This window comes from Cohnella soli (assembly GCF_042655525.1).
In the GTDB taxonomy this organism is placed as follows: Bacteria; Bacillota; Bacilli; order Paenibacillales; family Paenibacillaceae; genus Cohnella; species Cohnella soli.
In genome coordinates, this window is the sequence record NZ_JBHSMI010000015.1 from 138,158 (window position 1) to 159,368 (window position 21,211).

General features: G+C 49.9%; 13 protein-coding genes. 12 read left to right on the top strand and 1 reads right to left on the bottom strand.

All coding sequences use genetic code 11. The features are described 5' to 3' along the window. Positions 1–75 precede the first annotated feature (75 nt). From ACFPOF_RS08605 to ACFPOF_RS08645, 9 genes are all read left to right on the top strand, one after another. On the top strand, positions 76–762 hold the full coding sequence (locus ACFPOF_RS08605) for a response regulator transcription factor (protein ID WP_378131588.1): 687 nt from the start codon (positions 76–78) through the stop codon (positions 760–762). A gap of 1 nt (position 763) precedes the next feature. Next, entirely contained in the window at positions 764–2,275 is a 1,512-nt protein-coding gene (locus tag ACFPOF_RS08610; RefSeq protein ID WP_378131589.1) for a sensor histidine kinase, read from the top strand. Between the two features lie 626 nt (positions 2,276–2,901). Continuing rightward, positions 2,902–3,861, top strand: a complete 960-nt coding sequence (locus ACFPOF_RS08615) for a 4-hydroxy-3-methylbut-2-enyl diphosphate reductase (protein WP_378131591.1) — start codon at positions 2,902–2,904, stop codon at positions 3,859–3,861. A gap of 10 nt (positions 3,862–3,871) precedes the next feature. After that, the gene (locus tag ACFPOF_RS08620; RefSeq protein WP_378131593.1) at positions 3,872–4,381 is read left to right on the top strand and encodes a DUF2062 domain-containing protein; all 510 of its coding nucleotides are present in this window, start codon (positions 3,872–3,874) and stop codon (positions 4,379–4,381) included. A gap of 550 nt (positions 4,382–4,931) precedes the next feature. After that, positions 4,932–12,791, top strand: a complete 7,860-nt coding sequence (locus ACFPOF_RS08625; protein WP_378131595.1) for an S-layer homology domain-containing protein — start codon at positions 4,932–4,934, stop codon at positions 12,789–12,791. Positions 12,792–12,887: 96 nt separating this feature from the next. Then, a complete protein-coding gene (locus ACFPOF_RS08630) occupies positions 12,888–14,081 on the top strand; it encodes a HupE/UreJ family protein (RefSeq protein WP_378131597.1) in 1,194 nt (397 codons plus the stop codon). Positions 14,082–14,096: 15 nt separating this feature from the next. Then, positions 14,097–15,089: a permease gene (locus ACFPOF_RS08635; protein ID WP_378131599.1), complete on the top strand. Its 993-nt coding sequence runs from the start codon at positions 14,097–14,099 to the stop codon at positions 15,087–15,089. 41 nt (positions 15,090–15,130) lie between these two features. Then, entirely contained in the window at positions 15,131–16,054 is a 924-nt protein-coding gene (locus ACFPOF_RS08640) for a TIGR03943 family putative permease subunit (protein WP_378131601.1), read from the top strand. Between the two features lie 34 nt (positions 16,055–16,088). Next, on the top strand, positions 16,089–16,973 hold the full coding sequence (locus tag ACFPOF_RS08645; RefSeq protein ID WP_378131603.1) for a hypothetical protein: 885 nt from the start codon (positions 16,089–16,091) through the stop codon (positions 16,971–16,973). A 12-nt stretch (positions 16,974–16,985) separates the two neighbouring features. On the opposite strand, the gene ACFPOF_RS08650 is transcribed toward ACFPOF_RS08645, so the two are convergent. After that, positions 16,986–17,888: an AraC family transcriptional regulator gene (locus ACFPOF_RS08650; RefSeq protein WP_378131605.1), complete on the bottom strand. Its 903-nt coding sequence runs from the start codon at positions 17,886–17,888 to the stop codon at positions 16,986–16,988. Between the two features lie 177 nt (positions 17,889–18,065). Here ACFPOF_RS08650 and ACFPOF_RS08655 point away from each other — a divergent pair, with 177 nt between their 5' ends. The 3 genes from ACFPOF_RS08655 to aroF all read left to right on the top strand — a co-directional run bounded on the left by ACFPOF_RS08655 (position 18,066) and on the right by aroF (position 21,003). Then, a complete protein-coding gene (locus ACFPOF_RS08655; RefSeq protein ID WP_378131607.1) occupies positions 18,066–18,776 on the top strand; it encodes a PIG-L deacetylase family protein in 711 nt (236 codons plus the stop codon). A 46-nt stretch (positions 18,777–18,822) separates the two neighbouring features. Beyond that, complete coding sequence (locus tag ACFPOF_RS08660; protein WP_378131609.1) at positions 18,823–19,773, top strand: sugar phosphate isomerase family; 951 nt, start codon at positions 18,823–18,825, stop codon at positions 19,771–19,773. Positions 19,774–19,941: 168 nt separating this feature from the next. After that, entirely contained in the window at positions 19,942–21,003 is a 1,062-nt protein-coding gene (gene aroF, locus ACFPOF_RS08665; RefSeq protein WP_378131611.1) for a 3-deoxy-7-phosphoheptulonate synthase, read from the top strand. The last annotated feature ends 208 nt before the right edge of the window (positions 21,004–21,211 follow it).

Here is a 21,211-nt window from a genome sequence, read left to right on the forward strand (position 1 = left end):
AGTCGCGAAGCCGGGAACAAGCGGGATGCCGATCGCTGGTCATCCCGCTTTTCGGCGTAAAGGGAGGCATTGTCGGTGAGACCTCATATTGCAGTGATTGATGATGATGAGAAAATAACGGCGTTGCTTAGACGCAGCCTTGCATTCGAAGGATATGAAGTGACGACGGCGCCGGATGGGGCAGAAGGACTGAAGCAGCTTGCCGGGCGTCAAGCGGATCTCGTTATCCTTGATGTTATGATGCCGAAGATGGACGGATGGGAAGTATGCCGTCGACTGAGAGAGGCAGGGGTCGCCTCGCCTGTGCTTATGCTGACGGCCAAGGACGACGTAACGGATCGGGTGCGCGGTCTTGACCTGGGTGCGGACGATTATTTGGTGAAGCCGTTTGCGTTGGAAGAACTAATGGCGCGGGTTAGAGCGTTGCTGCGCAGAAAATCGGACAAGCCGGAGAGCGGCGGACAGTACAAGTATGAAGATTTGCTGCTCGATGTGGACGGCAGGGAAACACTTAGGAACGATCGCAGGATTGATCTGACTGCGAAGGAGTTCGACTTGTTGCATTTGTTTATGCAAAATCCGAAAAGGGTGTTGTCTCGCGACCTCATCATGGAGCGAATCTGGGGCTACGATTACAGCGGGGAGTCCAATGTGCTCGAGGTGTATGTCGCTATGCTTCGGCAGAAGCTCGAAGAGGGCGGGGAGAAACGTCTTATCCAGACGGTGCGGGGCGCCGGTTACGTGTTGAAGGGAGACAGCTGAGATGTCCATCCGGCTGCGGTTGACGTTGTGGTATTCGGGCGTGCTTGCGCTCGCATTGGTTGCTTTCGGCATTATTCTTTATGGCGTCGTAAAAAGCAATACAATGGGCGGCTTGCGCACCCAGATGAAACAAGTGTACGAAGTGACAGGCGTGCGAATTACGCCGGACCAGGACCTCGAAGTCCGGGTGGATACGCCGCGAGGGATTACGTACAGCAACATCTACATGCAAGTCGTGAATTACACAGGCTCCCTTCAAGGCGTTGTCGATAAGAAATCGCGGAATATGATGGCGGACGCCCAAAGTGATGGATTCTCGTTCGAGTTCCCGAAACAGGACCAGATTCATTTCGACACGCCTCGCTTCGTAAATGCGGTAGTGAATGGCATTCCGTTTTATATTATGGAGGCTCCTCTTAAGCTTAACAACGACGTCGTCGGATTGCTACAGATCGGCGCCTACTCAAGGCCGGAAATGCTGTTCTTAACGCGGCTGCGCACTATCTTGTGGTTTTCCGGCGTAGCCGGCGTGTTCGCTGCATTCCTGATCGGTATGCTATTATCGCGAAAGGTGCTGGCACCGATTAACCGCGTGACGGAAGCGGCGCAGCGCATTCAGGGCGGTTCGGAGCTTAGCTTGCGCATTCCACGGGAGCGACCGAACGACGAGATCGGTCGACTGACCGATACGTTAAACGATATGATTTCCGGCGTGGAGCGGGCATACAAAAGCTTGGAAGAGTCGAATACCGCCCAGCGTCGCTTTGTATCGGACGCATCGCACGAGCTACGGACACCGCTGACGACGATTCGGGGCAATATCGATCTGTTGGAAAAAATATGGAACGAAACTGCCGGGCAACTGGAGCAAGGAACTGTTGGGAACTCTACACTGCTATCCGAAGCTGAGAAACGGGATATGTCGCTTGAATCGATACGCGATATCGCCGATGAAGCGAGAAGGATGAGTCGACTCGTGAACGATCTACTCGCCCTTGCCCGCGCTGATGCGGGGTATGTCGTTGAGATGGAGGACGTACCGCTCCGTCCGTTGGCAGAAGAAGCTGCGCGCAGGGCGTACTTCCTTCCCCGTAAGGCGGAATGGGCTGTTGGTCCGCTTGAGGCGCTCGAAGACGTTCATGTGAGGGGTAATCGGGATTATTTGCTTCAATTGTTGTTTATCTTGATCGAGAACGGATTCAAATACACGCCGTCGGGGACAGTAAGACTTTATGCGGCACGCTCCGGCGACTTAGTTGGCCTGACGGTTGCCGACACCGGAATCGGCATTCGTACGGAAGAAGTTCCACACATTTTCGAACGGTTTTACCGGGTTGACGTCTCGCGAGGAGAAACTTCGGGAACAGGCCTCGGGCTGTCGATCGCCAAATGGATCGGCGACATGCATGGCGGCAAATTCGAGGTGAGGACCCGGCTTGGCGAAGGGACCGCGTTTACGTTATGGCTGCCAGTGACGTTGCCGAGGGAAAGTAAAGTGATTGAAGTTGAGTAGAAATGGATGCTCGATTGATGAACAGCGGCGGTTCACGGCTTTATTTTCGAGTCTTGTTCCGTTGCTGTTTTATTTTTTTCAACGACGGCACAATTGACTAACAAAAGTCCGATATGCAGCGGAATAGCGCTATGGCACAGTTTTATTCGTCCAGAAATGGCGTCGGCGGCGCGAATAAGAGGGTGGCATAACGTTATTGGTATTCAACAGGAGCATATTAGGGGGGGGGCTTGTATGGAATAAAGTTACGCCGTAACTTTATTTGCCCTTCAACAGGCACCGGAGTAGTCGATAGGGTGATCCCGTAACGCTATTCTCTCCCGCGGGGCTTTAGCTTGTATGTGAATTTGAGGGGGGGATTGTTGTACGAGAAGCACCAATCGCGTAGGGACCATGGCCGAATGTATGTGAAAAATTGCAGCCAAACGATTGGTTTCGAGCACCGTCTAGTTGTTCGAGAAGCAACGGCAATTTTTTCAACTGCGCCGGGTCACTGAATTGCCTTCTTCGACGTTCTCCTTGCCTTTCTTCGGTTGTCGGAATCCGTTATAATAGAATCACAGTCAATACGTCCAAGGTCATGGGGCAACGAACCCGGTCGGCGGACAAGAAAGCAGGCGCATGTCATGGAAGTCGTCAAAATATCCCCGAGGGGCTATTGCTACGGTGTTGTGGACGCCATGGTGCTCGCGCTGCAAACTGCGCGCAACTTGGATCTTCCGCGTCCGATTTATATTTTGGGTATGATCGTTCATAATAGCCATGTAACGGAAGCGTTCAAGGACGAAGGCATCATAACGCTAGACGGCAACGATCGACTCGAAATTTTGGAGAAAATCGAGAAAGGCACCGTCATTTTCACTGCGCACGGCGTATCTCCGGAAGTTCGCATGCGGGCGAAAGAGAAAGGGTTAACAGTCGTGGACGCGACTTGCCCTGACGTGACGAAGACGCACGATCTCATACGCGAGAAAGTCGGCGACGGCTACGAAGTGATCTATATCGGCAAGAAAAATCACCCCGAGCCGGAAGGTGCCATCGGTATCGCGCCCGGCCATGTGCATCTGATCGAGAGGGAAGAAGATATCGCGAAACTTCGACTCGATACGACACGTATTATTATTACGAATCAGACGACGATGTCTCAATGGGATATCAAACATCTGATGGCTCTGCTTCTTCAAGCGTTTCCGTCCGCAGAAATTCATAACGAAATCTGTCTAGCGACCCAAGTAAGACAAGAAGCCGTTGCGGAACAAGCCGGTCAAGCACAATTATGCATCGTTGTCGGAGACCCCCGAAGCAATAACTCGAATAGACTGGCGCAAGTGTCGCAAGAAATTGCCGACGTACCGGCTTACCGCGTTGCCGACGTATCCGAGATTCAATTGGATTGGCTGAGAGGACTGGAGAGAGTCGCAGTCACGTCCGGCGCATCTACGCCGACCGCACTGACCAAAGAAGTCATTGCTTATTTGGAACAGTTCGACTCCGAGAATCCGGATACTTGGCCGATCCATCGAACGGTTAATCCGCACAAGTTGCTGCCAAATGTGAAAGTAAAGACGGTTGAAGGTAAAACTTAAGGAGCGACTTATGCGATTGAAGCAACGTCTTACCCGTGTCGGCCGTTGGTTGAAGTACAAGTACAAGATGCTGCTTCGCGAGAAGGGCGGCGCCTCCATCGTCGCGATGGGGTTCGCCATCGGTATTGCCATAGAGATGTTTACGTTACCGACACTTGGCTTCGCTTTCGTGCTTATTTTTCCGCTCTGTTACTTGCTAAGAGGGAATCTGCCCGCCGCGTTAATCGGTTTCGTCTTCGGTAAAATTATCTACATTCCGATGATGTACCCAAATTCGATCATGGGCGGATGGATTTTGCCAAGCCATTTTAGCATTCATATCCCGGTAGTTCCGGAATGGATTAATCGTCTACTTTATACGAATTTGAAGTTGATCGTCGGAGGTATCGTCGACGGCATCTTGTTGGGGTTGCTTTGTTACTTCCCCATTCGCTACAGTCTGAACGCATACAAGGCGAAACGCAGGGAAAAGCGGAAAGCGAACAAAGCCAAGATGGATACATTACGTTTGAACGATTAAAAAAGTCGCGGACCCGTTGGGAGCCCGCGACTTTTTTTTGTAATCAGACGATTAAATATGAATGGATGATTTATACATTAATTGACGAAGTTTCACATTTAAATGGCCTGATCTGTAAATAATCGCACGATTTCCGCATTTGAAAATTCAAAATCGTGAAAGGGATTACATAATTGTAAACTGGGCGTTAAACCTATTCGAAAACGGCTTGTCGATACTTTGAAAAAATCAATTAGTTTTAGTTTACAGGTTGATGGGTTGTCCGTTATATTGATCTTGGGAGTTACATTTGCTATATTTTGTTTTTTACATTTGTTCAATTTTGGCAACTCGAAGTTGCAACTGGTTCAACGATGCCTACAATAAGGGGGCTGATCAACACAAAAGCCGATTTCCGGTAGCTTTGGCGGGCGCACGGATAATCGGCTCGGGGGTTTCTTTCGGCATGGACTTTTTTTGTCGTTCCGAAGATACCTTTTCTAATTTACCACAATTTAGGTAACCGGGCAATGAACTTCAGCTGATCTCATTTTCGGAGGTGTACATGCGAGTGTACAAGATCATGAATCGAAATAAAAAATGGCTAAGCCTCGCTATCATTGTAACGATGGTTATGTCGATAATGTTGCAGAACGGATGGATTCGGAATGCGAACGCGGCTTCGGCTCCGACCGTTATAGCGAAGTGGGCAGGGACGGGCAGTTCTCCAGAGGTATCGACAACTGCTGGCGGATTGACGATGAATGACGACAAGAAATTGACTCTCTCCGGCGCCAGTTGGACCGCTTTTTCAAGTGGACCTGTGAGTGGAACTAGCGTAGCATCGGCAAACGCATGGAATAATCCATCGCCTTACTGGCAAGTGTCATTTGAAACAACCGGATATACGAATATTACGGTTTCTTCGAAGCAAACCAGCAATGGGAATGGTCCGAAAAATTTTAGTTTGGAATACAGATCAAGTCCCGATGGTAACTGGGTACCTGTCAGCAATGGAACTGTAACCATGTCTGCAACGGCTAATTCTTGGTCCGGCGGAGGTTCGCTGACGGACGTGCCATTACCGGGCGCGGAAAATAAATCAATCGTGTTCCTCAGATGGGTTGTTAACGGGACTACATCCCAAAGCAATGGTTCGATTACTAGCACGGGTACGAGTCGGATTGCAGAAATCGTCATTTCCGGCACCTCCTTGGACGGTTCAAATCCTGACCCCGATCCGAGTCCGGGCCAGCAAGTTACGGCTAATCCCAATTCGACAAAATTAAGCTTCCCGAACATGAACACTGTTTCGGGAGCAGCCGATGCCGTGGCAGCGAATGCTGCCGTTAACGTGTTTTATGAGGACGGTTCCGTCGCAGGTACGGGGACGGCAAATGCCGACGGCTCTTTCACGATAACGATCGCGAATCCGTCGTCGCTCAAGAAAGTCAACGTTTCGGCGAAAGAAGATGGCAAAGCCGAGAGCGGCAAAGTGCTCATCAGTTTGGCGAAGTCCGCCAATCCGGTTACAGCCCAAATCACGTTCTCGGACTTTACGCATGTTGACGGCGCTGCGGGCGCAGTGAAAGCTGATGCGGCAGTTCATGTGTACTTCGGTTCTACCGATACGGTTCCTGCTGCCACAGGCAAGGCTGATCCGAACGGTGCATTCAACATCTCGCTGGCTAATCCGCAGTCGAAAACGACAGTTTATGTGTCGACAGTTGAATCCGGTAAAGATGAGAGCGGTAAAGTTTCCGTGCAGCTCCCCGGCTCAGGGGCGAAGATCTATCAACCCGGCGACGTTGTTTTTAGCCAGTTGTATGTCAGTGGCGGCAACGGAGGCGCGTTCTATACGCAGAAGTTTTTCGAACTGTACAACCGAACGAATGAAGACATCAGCCTCGACGGCTGGTCGATTGCTTACTCATCCGCCAGTACGATGAAGTTCGGCAACGGCCAAGCACTTTCCGGCACCATCAAAGCCCATGGATACTTCCTAATCGGCGGTGCCTCGGGCACATCGGTAACGGACAAACCTCTTCCGGTTAAAACCGATGTGACGACGACGTTGAATCCTAGCGCAAGCACAGGCGGAGCAATCGGACTTTCGCAGAAAACAACGGCGATTACAGGGACAGACGATCCGAATCTCGTAGATTTGTTCGCATACTCCAACGCTGCTGGAAATTTCAAAAACCCGTTGTATTGGGGAAATGGATTCATCGACGGCTCAATTAGCGGTGGAACTCTTCTTCGCAAGACGGACATTGGATCGGATCCAAGAGTCGCGATTGGCATGGGCAACGGAACGTTTACGAAATCGGATGTGTCCAAAGATTTTGTTCTGAACAGCCCCGTGTACGCGGCCAACGGTGCTCCGGAAAATATTATCATCCGCAATTCCAATTACATGGTTTCTCCGGATGCGACGAAAGTGACGTTCACCCAAGCAGGAGGCACAGCCACTGTTGCGGGTGCGGCAGGTTCAGTTCCGCCTTCGTCGACCGTGAAGGCTTATCTGGAAAACAACGGGGTAGTATCCGGCGTTTCCGAAACGGCTACAGCTGCTGCCAATGGTTCCTTCACATTAAGTTTTTCGAATCCGGGCAACAACAAGTCGGTATATTTGACTCATACGGATACGACTCAACCCGTTTCGAAAGAAAGCAGCTATGCGCGCGTGAACGACAGCACTTACGTAAACGCAACAACAAATATCGGGGAATTGCGTACGAGCGATGCCAACGGCAAGCCGATCAACCAAGGGTATAACGCGACGATCGAAGGCGTTGTTACGGTTGGCAACAACGTCGTTGGCACGGAAAGTACGAACTTCTACCTCCAAGACGCCACCGGAGGCATCAATGTTCTCGATGGGAAAGTTCCTGCTGCACTTCAAGTCGGGGATAAGCTGAAAATCGACGGGCACGTCATGTTTACGGCGGGGACAACACAATTCGTTCCTGCGGCAATTACAATCGTGAATACGGGCAATCCCGTGCCGGGCGTGAAAGCGATCAATGTAGAGGATATGAGCAGCTTCGCCAAAATGGAGCCGTTGGAAGGAACATTAGTATCTCTGCGAGCCAAAGTAGACAATAAACCGGCGACAGGCCCTAACTATGATGTGACGGTTGTCGACGATTCCGGCAAAATGGCAACGGTAAGGATTCTCGAAAATACCGGTGCGATCGGAATGTTGAACAAAGGCGAATCGTACAAGTTTACCGGCATCGTCGTGCAATCCAAAATGGTCGCGCCGTATACGAGCGGATACGTGTTGCTTCCAAGAACCGCCTCTGACGTTCGCGGGGACTTAAAGCTGGAGCACACGCCGCCTACGAGCACTTTCGTAAACTACGCTATTCCTGTTACTGTTATTGCGAAATACGCGGATTCAGTTGTTTTGCATTATAAAAAAGCGGCCGACCCGTCGTATACCGCGATAGCTATGGCTAGCGCGAATGGTTTGAATTATACGGCAAGTATTCCGAAGCTGACTGCTGCCGGCAAAATTGACTACTATATCGAGGCGCAAGGCGCGGATAGCCCAGTGTATTACAAAAGCTCGGCAACTCCGGAACAACTGAATGTAGTCGTCAAAACGATCGGACCGGATTTCTTCAATTTTGTTCCGGCGAACGGTGAAAGCATCGAATCGCAGCACCCGACGATATCCGTTTCTATGAGCGACGTCGCTGGCGTGGATCCAAACTCTCTGACGATTAAAGTAGACGGTATCGATTACTCGTCTAAAGTTGCTCAGTCAACGGGAGAAATCAAACTCGTTCTTACTCAGGATTTGAACATCGGTGAACATACCGTGACGGTAACGGCAAAAGATTCAGGCGGGCTGCCTTCTTCCGCGACTTGGAAATTCACAATTGCGGAAAGGTTTACGGGAGGCAACCATTACTATGGTACCACCCATAACCACACGAATATTTCACACGATGCTGCGGGTACTCCTGAAGATGCGTTGAAAGCAGCGCTGAATCACGGCTATGATTATTTCGCTTTCTCCGACCACTCGCACGACATCGACTCCAAATTGGTTGGCACGGATACGGTCGACCACAATGGAATGAAGGAGCGTAAAGGTGGCGCGGATTGGCAGCTGACGAAAGACTTGGCGGATCAATACAATGCCGCTCAAGCGAATAAATTCGTCGTGTTCCCGGCGTTCGAAATGACATCGACAACGTGGGGACACTCTAACGTTTTCGGTACGAAGAATTTTATTGACCGTGTTGAAGAGGGCGGACAGTACCAGAAGCTTCTGAATTACTATAACTGGACGTTGACGTATGACGATATCGTTGCGCAATTCAACCATCCGGCGATGTCGGCGAATGCTTTTGACAATTTTATTCCGTATGACAAAAACGTCGACAAGCTGTTTACGATGCTAGAAGTCGGCAACGGTTCCGGCAAATATGCATACGAGAATGCGGATAAGAAGTTTTATAGCGCGTTGGATCTGGGATGGCATGTCTCCCCAACCTATGGCGAAGATAATCATGATGCCACATGGGGACAAACGAAGAGACGTACCGTTATCGTCTCGAAAGAACTGACGCAGGATGCGTTGATGGATGCCATGCGCAAAATGCATGTTTATTTCACGGAAGATCAGAACTACAAACTTGATGTGCTTGCAAATGGATATTACATGGGCTCGACCGTTGACTCCAAATCCCTGACATTTGATATCAGAGGCAGCGAGACCGTATACAGCCCGGGTGATCCGAAATACAGCAATCCGACTAACCCGAATGTGGCGAAAGTGGAATTGATTACGAACGGCGGGGTCGCGATCCAAACATTCACCCCGACGACGGATTCTCCGACATTTAGTTGGAAACCAAACGTAATCGTTGGCGGCGGGCAGCAATGGTTTGTCGTTAAAGTCACGCTCAAAGACGGAGATCGCGTATATTCTTCGCCAATCTGGTCGCCTGTGGAGCCGCTGTCCGTTAAAGTGAGTAACGTCGACGTTGCCGGAGGGGCGCTTGTCGGTGGTGTTGAAGCCACCCTGAACGCAAATCTTAGCAACCAAGGATCGGTTAACGTCAACAACCTGACGGTTCACTTCTATTACGACAGCGTGGACTCCAATCATTTGATCGGAGACGCGTTGATCTCTTCCCTTCCGGCGAACGCTTCCAACCCGGCTTCGGTCAAATGGACGAATCCGAAACCTGGCGAGCATAAGCTGATTGTTACGCTGGAAGCGGGCGACGGCAATGATCTGACTGCCTACAAGTATGAGCAGTCGCTTACCGTTAAAGCACCGAATGGCAAGACGATCATGATCGATGCTTCGCATAACAACGAGAATACGACCAAGGATACAGGTACGTACAAAGACAACCTGAAAACCTTGTCGAGCACGCTGAAACAACAAGGGTATACGGTTGTAGAAAATACAGCGACGCTTTCCGATGCTTTGCTGCAAAATGTCTCGGTATTGATTATTACGCATCCTTCCAGCGTATATAACGACACGGAAATTGCAGCAGTTAATCAATTCGTCCAATCCGGTAAGTCGGTGTTGATGACGGAGAAGAGCAATAACGGCGGAACGCCTCAGAACTTGAACACATTATTGTCAGGCATTGGTTCAAGCATTCTTATCAATAACGACGGCGTATTTGACGAAACGTCCAGCGGCAACTTCTGGGGTACGCCGCTCACTTCGAACTATTCCGTCCGGCTTCATCTGTCGCCGGTGGACAACGGTTTGACCGACTTCATCCCGTTGTTGGATTACTACAGCGGCGCGAGCTTGGCTAAAAATGACGGAACAGGCAAAAAGGTCGCGTTGACCGACGGAGGATCGGTTACAATCGTTGCTCGCGGTAACGAAACGACTTTCCAAAGCGCGGCCGTTCTCAAGCCTGATTCGTTCACTTACAATAGCCAAACATCCAAAGCACCGACTGGGCCAGCGTTGACAGACGTAACCGGCGGAACGGCTATACCGCTGGCGGCAACCGAGGAAATCGGCAGCGGCAGAATCTTCGTGGCTGGTATGAATATTTTCAACGACAAGCAGATGACGCAAAATGACGGACCGACGAATAACACGCCGTTCTCGGTAAAAGTCGTCGATTGGTTGGCTCATCTTGAGCCGAAAGTTACGAAAATCGGCACTGCCCGTACGTTTACCGAAGGTACGGAAGTTGTCGTCCAAGGTAAAGTAACGAGCGCCGCGGGCGTATTCTTCGATGCATTCTACCTGCAGGACGAGACCGGCGGAATCATGGCCTTTAACGAAGTGCCTGACAACTCCTTGAAGGTGGGCGACACCGTCCGCGTATATGGCCATATCAAAATATACGACAATAACTTCGAGGTTGAGTTCGGCAGCTTTGATAAGAGCGTAGTCAAGATCAGCTCAGGCGGTACGCCGCTAGCACCGCGTGTCCTGACGACAAAAGAGGCAACAGAAGACATCTATCAAGGACAACTCGTGAAAGTAACGGGTAAAGTCGTTGACGCCAGCAAAGCGAACGATTTGTCTCCATCTTATGTGATGAATGACGGCAGCGGTGATCTGCTCGTATTCGTCGACGGATATATTATCAACCAAAGCGGACCGATCCCGATTCTTAAAAACGGTGAGACGCTCGAAGTCGTCGCTTACACGGCGAAAGCCGCATCCGGCACGCAACTGAGGGTAGGCGATACCCGGTTGATGAAAAAAGTTTCTGATGGAGCAAGTAACGACGCAACGTTAACTTCGACGCTCGGTACGGTAAGCGAAAGTGCGAAGACAATCACAGTACCGTACGGAACGACATTAGCAACATTGAAGACGGCGATTACGCCAGCGGTGAACGCAACTTTCGAAGTGTACAACGCAGACGGAACGACAGTTGCAACGGCGCTGGCAACGGGAAGCAAAGTCATCGTTACTGCGCAAGACGGCACGACAAAGGCGACGTATACCGTAACCGTATTGGCTCAAGAACTTAGCTCAGATGCGTCACTGACTTCGACGCTCGGTACGGTAGTCGAAAATGCGAAGACGATCACGGTACCGTACGGAACGACATTGGCGGCATTGAAGGCGGCGATTACGCCTGCGGCAAACGCAACCTTCGAGGTTTACGATGCGAACGGTACGACCAAAGCGACGACTTTGGCAACGGGAAACAAAGTCATCGTCACAGCGCAGGACGGTACTACGAAGTCGACGTATACCGTAACCGTTGAAGCTAACGGAGGCAACAACGGCAACAACGGCAACAACGGCAACAACGGCAACAACGGCAACAACGGCAACAACGGCAACAATGGCGGCAATACGGATAAGCCATATGTGATCGCACCGGATAAACTGCTGGGCAGAGTCTCCGGCGGCATGGCGATCGTTGAGGTTCCGAAAGAGACGACCGTCGTGAAACTGCCTGCGAATGCCGCTGAATTGCTCGGACAGAACAAGCTGGAATTGAAGACCGGAAACATCACATTGGATGTTCCATCGGTTCTGCTGAAACAGCTTGAGGACAAGCTTACGAAAGAAGAAATCAAAAATAGCACGATTTCGTTAAGCATGGTTCCTCTTACTCAGAAAGAAGCGAATCAAATCATCGGCAAAGGCGAAGAGAACGTTCGCGGGAGCATTAAACATGCGGGAGAAGTGTACGAATTCAGTTTGTCGGTCACAACCGCTACCGGGAAAACGTACCCCCTGACGCAATTCGATCAACCGATGATCATTAGGTTGAAAGTGGATCCGTCCGTCGACCCGAAAAAAGCGGGCATCTACTATATCGCCGACAATGGCAGCCTTGAATATGTCGGCGGCGTTTACGACAAGGGCGAGATGGTCGCACAGATCAATCACTTCAGTAAATACGCGGTACTTGAGGTCAAGAAGACATTCGACGACGTTAAAAGCAATTATTGGGCGGCGAGCGCGATTTACGAATTAACGTCGAAGCTGTATTTGACGGGTACAAGCGCTACGAAGTTCGATCCGGAACGTCCTGTCACCCGCGCCGAATTCGCGAAGATGCTCGTTGACGGATTAAAGCTGACGGCGACCGGCACGACCAAGTTCACCGATGTTTCCGCCGATGCATGGTATGCGGAAACGATCGGTAAAGCGTATGAAGCTGGACTAGTCAAAGGCAAAAGCGAGACGATCTTCGATCCGAAAGGACAAATTACTCGCGAAGAAATGGCAACGATGCTGATGAAAGCCTACGAATTGAAAAACGGCAAGAAGCTCGGCGTTTACGCGGATTATCCGTTCACCGATGCGAAAACAATATCGTCGTGGGCGAAAAATGAAGTGAATGCGGCGGCGGCCCTTGGTTTGGTTAATGGACGCACATCGGGGCAATTCGTTCCGAAAGGTTTGACTACACGCGCCGAAGCGGCGCAAGCCATCTATAATCTGTTTTTGAAATAAGCAGTTAGCTTCACGGTATAGAAGATTGCCGGATGCCATTCCGCAAAAATGGCATCCGGCTTATCTTCGCCATAAGATTCGCAAAAGAGGGATATCATGGGCAAGCAAAAGACGATTTCGAAAATAATCAGTTGTTTCTTATTGTCTGCATTGTTGCTTTTTTTGCTGCCGCTCATACCGAAAGCTCATGCGCATGCTTATAGCGCAAGCTACACGACTTTGTATTTATATCAAACGAAAACGGAGATGACATTCGCGATTGACGAATTGTCGGCCATCGAATTATCGAATGGAGATGTCAATCATAACGGCATGCTTGAACAAGAAGAATTCGATGCTGTCAAAGATCGTCTGTTAACCGTATTCAAGGAAAAGCTAACGTTGAAAATAAACGGCGAGCCGACGGAGTGGACCCAAGTGGATAGCCTTGTTCTTGATCGTAACGGAGAAGGTTCAAAATTGCGCCTGAAGGTTGTTTATCCACCGGCTAACGCAGGACAGCCGATATCACTTATAGATAACTTATACACCGAAGCAACTACCAATTATGTTAATCTGCTCACCGTTAATTACGGTTCGCAGAAGAGCACCGCGGCCTTTTCGAAATCGGACCGCACCTGGGGCATGCTTCTGACGGAAAACGAGTATTCCAGGTTGAAGGTTGATTCGCAACAGCCATCGTCTGAAGAAGCTGCAATTGACGATCAAACAGCTCAAACCGTTGTAGAGACGGAGGGCATTTCGGGATGGTATTCCTTCTTCAAACTCGGCATGAATCATATTCTTGGCGGATACGATCATCTGCTGTTCCTGTTCTCATTACTTATTGCCAGACAAACCTTCAAGCAGTACGCGACAATGATTACCGCATTTACGATCGCGCACAGCTTAACTTTGTCCTTGACGGTATTGGGGTGGATTAATGTTCCTCCGATGATCGTCGAGCCGGCTATCGCGCTCTCTATTTGTTACGTTGCTTTTGATAATATCGTGAATCGAAATGTGAAATACCGTTGGGTATTAACTTTTGTTTTCGGTCTGATTCACGGCATGGGGTTTGCCGATATTCTGAAAGAAATGGACATCCCGAAAAGTTCGATGGCGGTAGACTTAATCAGCTTTAATCTGGGGATTGAGGCGGTACAGATTACGATCGTCGCGGTAATACTGCCGTTATTGTATCTACTGCACCGATGGAAATTTTCCCGGCGAGTCGTTATTGCGGGTTCTTCGGTCGCTTTGTTGTTGGGCGGAATTTGGTTAATGGAGCGGCTGATCGAATTATCATAACGAAGGAAGAAACCGATGAAACGAAACCATAATATGTTTGCAGGCATCAGCCTGGCGGCGATATTGGCGCTCTATTTTTGGTCAAGCCACGCGCCCGGGACGATTGTGAACGATCCGAAGCTGCAAATTTTCAAGACGGTATTCATTAGCATTCTTCTTGAAGCCATGCCATTTATTCTTATCGGCGTTCTGATTTCGGCGTCGATTCAGGTGTTCGTCCCCGATTCGGTTATTCGTAAGGTCATTCCGCAAAGCCCTGTGTTGGGTATTGTCGTCGCCAGCGTTCTTGGAATCGTTTTTCCATTATGCGAGTGCGGTATGGTTCCTGCTATTCGCAAGCTGATCAAAAAAGGGATGCCGCTATACGCCGCGACGACTTTTATTCTCGTCGGGCCGATATTGAATCCGATTGTGTTTTGGTCTACGCTGATCGCTTTCCGAAATCGACCGGAGATTGCCTATTGGAGGATGGGACTCGCTTTTATCGTCGCGCTCATTATTGGATTGATCGTCTACCGATTTATCAAGGAAGATCAGTTAAAAGGCAAGCGCGATGCCGTTCCTTCCGAACATCATGTTCATCAAGCCCCTTCGTCTTCCAACAAAATGATTGAGTTGATGGGGCACACGGTCGGAGAGTTTTTCGATATGGGCAAATATTTGATCTTCGGATCGATATTGGTCGGCCTGTTGCAAACTTTCGTCGCCCAAAATCATTTAACGGCAATAGGGCATGGATATGGCAACGCGAATTTGCTGATGATGGGCTTGGGTTTCGTCCTTTCGCTCTGTTCGACCTCCGATGCGTTTGTCGCTCAATCTTTCGCGAATACGTTCACCGGCGGTTCGCTTGTCGCGTTTATGGTGTTCGGTCCCATGCTTAACATGAAGGGACTCTTGATGATGCTGGCCGTATTCAAAACGAAATTTGTCGCATTGCTCGGCATTCTCGTCCTCGTTCTCGTATACGCCGGAACGCTGATATTGGAAGCGACCGTATTGAAGTAATCCGCTGGCAGGCGAAATCTGATGTAAGAAGGTGAATCACGATGAGAAAAGTGAGCGCGGCGGATGGCCATAACTTTTTGCGGGCGTTTATTCTGCTCGCTTTTGCCTGTTTGATCGGTTATTTGGTTATTAGCGGAGATGCTCTTCTCTATGTGGCGCCAAAACTTATCGTTTATTTAGTCGCGGCAGGCGCGGGGCTACTGGTCATATCGGCTTTCCAATTTTACATTTCGATCGTCTCGCTTAAACAAACGATTATCGTTTGCCAGTGCGGGCATGATCATGACGATCATGATGAACAGCATAGTCATGAGCCTTCCAACTCGCCTTGGAAAAATGTTCTTATTTACAGCATGTTCCTGCTGCCGCTTGTGCTGGGGAGTCTATTGCCGAACACTGCGCTTGCAGGTTCGCTTGCTTCCAAACGAGGAATGAACCTTGGCGGAGTTGCCGCCGATCAAGCCGCCGCGTCGGCCGAAATGGTGGAACTGCAAAGCGATGGGGATCCCGCGCTGAGAAGCTTGTTCAGAACGACCCCAATAAACAGAGATTACGCCAAATTAGGCATGAAGTTATATCAGCAAAACGTAATCGAAATGAAAGACGAATGGTTTATCGAAAAATTGCAAGCATTGAATACGTTCGCAGATCAATTTGCCGGCAAGGAAATCAAGATCACCGGCTTTGTTTACCGGGAAGAAGGCATTTCGGGTTCGCAGTTCATCATTGGAAGATTGGCTATGACGCATTGCATTGCCGATATTTCTCCATACGGCATCATAGTTGAGTCACCGGATGCCGGAAATTATTCGGACGATTCATGGATTACAATTACCGGAACGATCGATTCGACGATATTCCATGGCATCAAGGTCATAAAAATTAACGTCGAGACAATCGAACCTGCCAACGTAAAAAATGCGCCCTACGTGTACCCGGATTGGGATTTCGCATCTAAGTTGTAATGTTGCCGGATACCGAGAAACGGAGGTTCTTTTCATGGCGCTTCATTATGGGAGTTTGATTATCATCGCGTTGCTTGCAGCGTATACGTTATATTTTAACGCGCGGAGAATAGAGGGGACGTTTACCCGAGCAGTCGTGGGATTGTCAGCTTCCTTCGCATCCAGCTTTGCTTTTGGCATTGTGTTTGCGCAGACGTTCCATTACGGTTTGTTCACATCCACTGGTGTCTGTCTGTTGTTCGCGGCGATCGTTGGGGCATGTTCCAGGTGGCCGCTGCAGGCACGAGTTGCGATTGCCGGTATTTTGGCGGGATGGATCGGTGCAATGGCGGGGAGCGTTCTCGGAACGATATTGTTCGTGAGGCCACAAATTGTTCTGATCGTGGACACGATATTCGTTGTTTTTATGTATTTGCTGCAACGTTTCGGCGAATGGAATGCGGGCAGGGAACGGAATAATCGCCAGCAGGCACAAAAAGCTGCGAATCAGGTTGGTAAGCAGGGGGGCGCAAAGCAGCCATTCACGGGAATTGCTTTGCTTGCGGTCTGTTGCGTAATCGTGGCTGCGATTACGATTGCGCGCAAGGATGACATTCTTTCTGCCCAAATCGGCCAGCCGTTAACGCAAACGGCACAATATGACGAAGAAAACAATTTGCAAATGGCAACGCTCGAAGTGACGCCGTCTGGATTTTCTGCACGTAATACCGTTTTTAAGGCAGGAACGATGATTAAGGCCGTATTCCATGTCGCTTCCGATGGTTCGTCGGGCCTGACGCTCGTTTCGAACGATCTTGACGTCAACGCTCCGCTGCAGCCTGGAGATAATGTTTTTCTGATCAAAGATCCGCAGCCTGGCATTTACGCGTTTACGCTTGGCGACGGATTGTCGACATGCACGTTTTCGGTTGAGCCGTAATATTCATTTCGTTCAAATCTTCGCCATGACCGTGCGCAAATACTCGGACGGGGACATGTCGGTTATGGATTTGAAATGTCTAGAGAAGCTGTGAACGCTGCTGTAACGGAGCATCTCCGCGATCTCGGTGAACGTATGCTGTTCGGTCCGGATGATGCTCTTGGCATGCTGAATTTTTAAGTCGCGATAGTATTTCATGATGCCGACGCCTCTGGCGGCTTTGAAAATCGAGAGAGCGTGGCTTTTGCTTAAATTAAATTGTTTATAGATTTGCTCGAGGCGGACATCGTCGTAAACATGCTGTGCCATATAATCGCACATCCGGTTGACCAAATCTTCTTCGCTTCTTCGCTTGATCGAGCCGGATAAACGTTGCTCCCGTCCGGCAAGCGCATCCCCGTCATTCCTCAAACGTATAAGCAGCATCTCCAAATAAATTCGAATTAACTGCTCGGAACCGATGGGAGCATCCGGGCGTCTGTGCAGCGTGTGGTCGCGCGGGTCGTCGAACGGAGGAGAGAAAGCCGCGAATCCGTTCTTCATGATTTGCGCCAATATTTCCTTTTGCTTCTCGTTCAGGGTGAAAATTTTATTTTCAAAAAAAGCGATTTCCTTGGAACGACAGACGAATGACAAAATAATGACGTTCGGTGCGACTTTCTTGTTCGCCCAGACGCCATGAAATTCATTCGGCTTGTGAAAGATCATATCCCCTTGCCTCAGGCGATAGCCCTCGGTATCAGCGAATACATCCAACTCTCCTTTATCGACATATACAAACTCCCAAAAATCATGTTTCTCGCCTTCGAAAGCGAAGTCTTTGGAAAACTCGAAGTAATGAAACGAAATAAGCTCCTTGACCGATAAGGAGTCGTGAAGTCTGGTCCGGGCGAATGGTGTGATAGTTCCCTTCATCGACTAACGCCTCCGTTGCACAGTTTACCTTGTGTCTATTATACATTAAGTTTTGGTATTACCGGGATGTTGTAAAAGGACTTATTGCTACGTTTCGCGGTCTTTTTGCTAAAGAATAGTGAGAGGGGATGGCTTACACTCAGGGGGAAGCCAGATGAAAGAGATGGAGGAGTTGCGGTGAACGTATTGGCGGTTGGCTGTCATCCGGACGATCTGGAAATCGGTTGCGGCGGGACACTTGCAAAATTGGCAGCGAAAGGTCACCGGGTAACGATGGTGCATGTTGCTAACGGGGATAAGGGACATAAGCAGATTGTACCGGATGAACTGAAAGCCATCAGAAGACTGGAGGCCAAGGCGGCCGGCAATTTAATTGGCGCGGAAGTCATTAGTCTGGATGTGCCTGATCTGGCTGTTAAATCCGATCAGGACGAGCTGGTCGGCAAGCTGGTTCAGGTGATTCGCAAGGTTAGGCCGGATTATATCATTACTCATCCGCCCGAAGATTATATGAAAGACCATATGGAAGTATCGCGCGCGGTGTTCGATGCCAGCTTCGCGGCTACTGTGCCTCATTATCAGCCGACAGACGGGGAAGAAGCCCATACTAAAGTGGCTCCTATTTATTATATGGACACGCTGGCCGGAGTCGGGTTTCTGCCGACTGAATATGTGGACATTAGCGATTATATAGAGACGAAAATACAGATGAATGACTGTCATCAGAGCCAGATCAAGTGGTTGTACGAGCATGATGGCATCGATTTTCTCGATTTCGTCAGAACGGTGTCCAAATTTCGCGGATTGCAATGCGGTAAGCCTTACGCGGAGGGGTTTAAACAATGCGAAGCCTGGCCGCGGTTGACGACAGAGAGATTGCTTCCTTAAATGCCGGATTATTCCGGCCATACATGAGCACGGGAGGATGGACCGTATGAATTTTATGCAAACCGTTAAAGGATCTATGCTGGAAGGCTTCTATCCTGCGGGTTGGGACATGGAGAAGATCGACCGCTGCTGCTCGAACATGCCGGAGACGATCGGAGAGCGTCAATCTTTCTGGAACGATGGCTTTCAGCCGATCTCTTGCCAGGAAGTGCAGGAGCTTGATGTGAAAATGGGGCATGAAATTGCTGTGCACATTCGCAGGAGCAAGCAGGCTGGTCGCAAGATTGCATTTATTTTGCCGGTAGGTCCGATGGGGATGTATAAGTGGGCAGTCTACTTCCTGAAGGAATGGCAGGTTGATTGCGCTCACGTATATGGCTTTAACATGGACGAGTGGAGCGATGGGGAAGGTAACACGCTTCCTTCGGATCACCCGGGCTCGTTCCAGAATGCAATGGAACAGGCTTTCTATGGACCGCTTGGAGAGCTGACGGTACCGGCCAATCAACGACACTTTGCTACGAAAGCAATGCTGCCGACGTACGCGGAGAAAATTTCAGCGTTAAAGGCAGAAGGAGCCGAACTGATTACGGTATTCGGCATCGGGCGGATGATGCATATCGCGTTCTGGGAGCCTCATTTCGGCGCGGAATTCGAGAATGATGCGGAATGGAGCCAACAGTCTTATCGGATCGGGGCTCAGTTGCACCCTTTGACAATCGAGCAAAATGCGATCACTAGCTTTAAGAGCAGAACGACGTTGGTTCCATGTCGCGCGAACACGATTGGACCCGGGCTATTTCTCCAATCAGACTATATTATTGGCGGATGCGACGGTGCGCTAGGCAGAGGTATGCAATGGCAAGGGCTCTCGTTGTGGACGACGTTGCGTCACGGGCCGGACCGCTGGCTTCCATCGACTTACATGCCGACGCTGCCTGGCAAACTATTCTACTTGCAAGAGTTGGCAGGGCCGCTTGAAGCGGACATGAATTGATAGGGGTTCCGATCTGGTCTTGGCCGGGTCGGAATCTTTTTTTTCTGATCGACATTTTTCTGATCGACATGTTGACAGCAATCGAGAAATCGCGTATATTTGCTTTAGTGCTTAAAAGCGTATAAGCGTTGCAGCGTATACGCGCTAAACGATAGGAGCGTGGCTGAAATGATCGTGATTACATCCCCGAATATTGCTGAGGAGCGCATCGCTGAAATTGTTCGCCAGATTGAGAACTCAGGCGTACAAGCGCACGTATCCCGCGGCGTAGACCGCACCGTTATCGGTATTATTGGCAAAGCCGAGCCTTCGCTCGCTGAGCATATACGTTCCATGAAAGGCGTCGAGAACGTCATCAAGATTTCCAAGTCCTACAAGCTCGCTAGCCGCGACTTCCATCCGGACAACACGGTCATTGAAGTGAAAGGCGTCAAGATCGGCGGAGAAGACCTCGTTGTTATGGGCGGACCATGCGCGGTGGAAACGCCGGAGCAGATCGATGAGATCGCGCGTCTTGTTAAGGCGGCGGGCGGCCAAGTGCTTCGCGGCGGCGCGTTCAAACCTCGCACCGGGCCGTACAGCTTCCAAGGCATCGGCATTGAAGGTTTGAAATGGATGAAAGACGCTGGCGAGAAATACGGCCTGCTGACCATTACGGAAGTCATGGCTCCCGAATTCGTAGACGTGTGCGCGGAATACGCGGACATTATGCAAGTCGGCACGCGTAACATGCAGAACTTCGACCTGTTGCGCAAGCTGGGCACGATCCAGAATCCGGTTCTTCTCAAGCGCGGATTCAGCTCAACTTACGACGAATGGTTGAATGCGGCGGAATACATTCTCGCAGGCGGCAATCCGAACGTGATGTTGTGCGAACGCGGAATTCGTACATTCGAAACGTATACCCGCAATACGTTTGACTTGGCTGCTATTCCTGTCATTCAGCAGCTATCGCACTTGCCGGTTATCGCGGACCCTAGCCATGCGACGGGCCGTAGGGAACTGGTGGAAACGATGACGAAAGCTTCCGTTGCCGCTGGCGCGAACGGCTTGATCATCGAAATGCACACCGATCCCGACAATTCGGCGACTGGCGACGGCGTTCAATCGCTGTTCCCGGATCAGTTTGCGAATTTGCTCAAGGAGCTAGAGCAGCTGTCTCCGTTGTTAGGCAAGAAATTTGAAACGGTTAAGGCACCCGCAGAAGCTTTCGCAACTTGGAAAAAGTAATAGTGCGATTCAAAAACAACGTAACGACGCTTATCCCCGTGAGCGGTCGCTACGTTGTTTTTGCGTTCCGTGAAACCTGTCGAAAAGAAGGGGAGAAGGACGAAGTTTGAACATTTGATGAATTTGTAAGAATACCTGACATGAGTTCAAAAAATACCTGACATAAGTATTGACGCTCCTAAAGGGGAGTTTTATAATAACTTCATAA

What these genes read in the sequence shown, in the direction of transcription:
- ACFPOF_RS08610 (WP_378131589.1), top strand. Translation starts at nt 764, where the DNA reads ATGTCCATCCGGCTGCGGTTGACGTTGTGGTATTCGGGCGTGCTTGCG.
- ACFPOF_RS08615 (WP_378131591.1), top strand. Translation starts at nt 2,902, where the DNA reads ATGGAAGTCGTCAAAATATCCCCGAGGGGCTATTGCTACGGTGTTGTG.
- ACFPOF_RS08620 (WP_378131593.1), top strand. Translation starts at nt 3,872, where the DNA reads ATGCGATTGAAGCAACGTCTTACCCGTGTCGGCCGTTGGTTGAAGTAC.
- ACFPOF_RS08630 (WP_378131597.1), top strand. Translation starts at nt 12,888, where the DNA reads ATGGGCAAGCAAAAGACGATTTCGAAAATAATCAGTTGTTTCTTATTG.
- ACFPOF_RS08635 (WP_378131599.1), top strand. Translation starts at nt 14,097, where the DNA reads ATGAAACGAAACCATAATATGTTTGCAGGCATCAGCCTGGCGGCGATA.
- ACFPOF_RS08640 (WP_378131601.1), top strand. Translation starts at nt 15,131, where the DNA reads ATGAGAAAAGTGAGCGCGGCGGATGGCCATAACTTTTTGCGGGCGTTT.
- ACFPOF_RS08645 (WP_378131603.1), top strand. Translation starts at nt 16,089, where the DNA reads ATGGCGCTTCATTATGGGAGTTTGATTATCATCGCGTTGCTTGCAGCG.
- ACFPOF_RS08650 (WP_378131605.1), bottom strand. Translation starts at nt 17,888, where the DNA reads ATGAAGGGAACTATCACACCATTCGCCCGGACCAGACTTCACGACTCC.
- ACFPOF_RS08660 (WP_378131609.1), top strand. Translation starts at nt 18,823, where the DNA reads ATGAATTTTATGCAAACCGTTAAAGGATCTATGCTGGAAGGCTTCTAT.
- aroF (WP_378131611.1), top strand. Translation starts at nt 19,942, where the DNA reads ATGATCGTGATTACATCCCCGAATATTGCTGAGGAGCGCATCGCTGAA.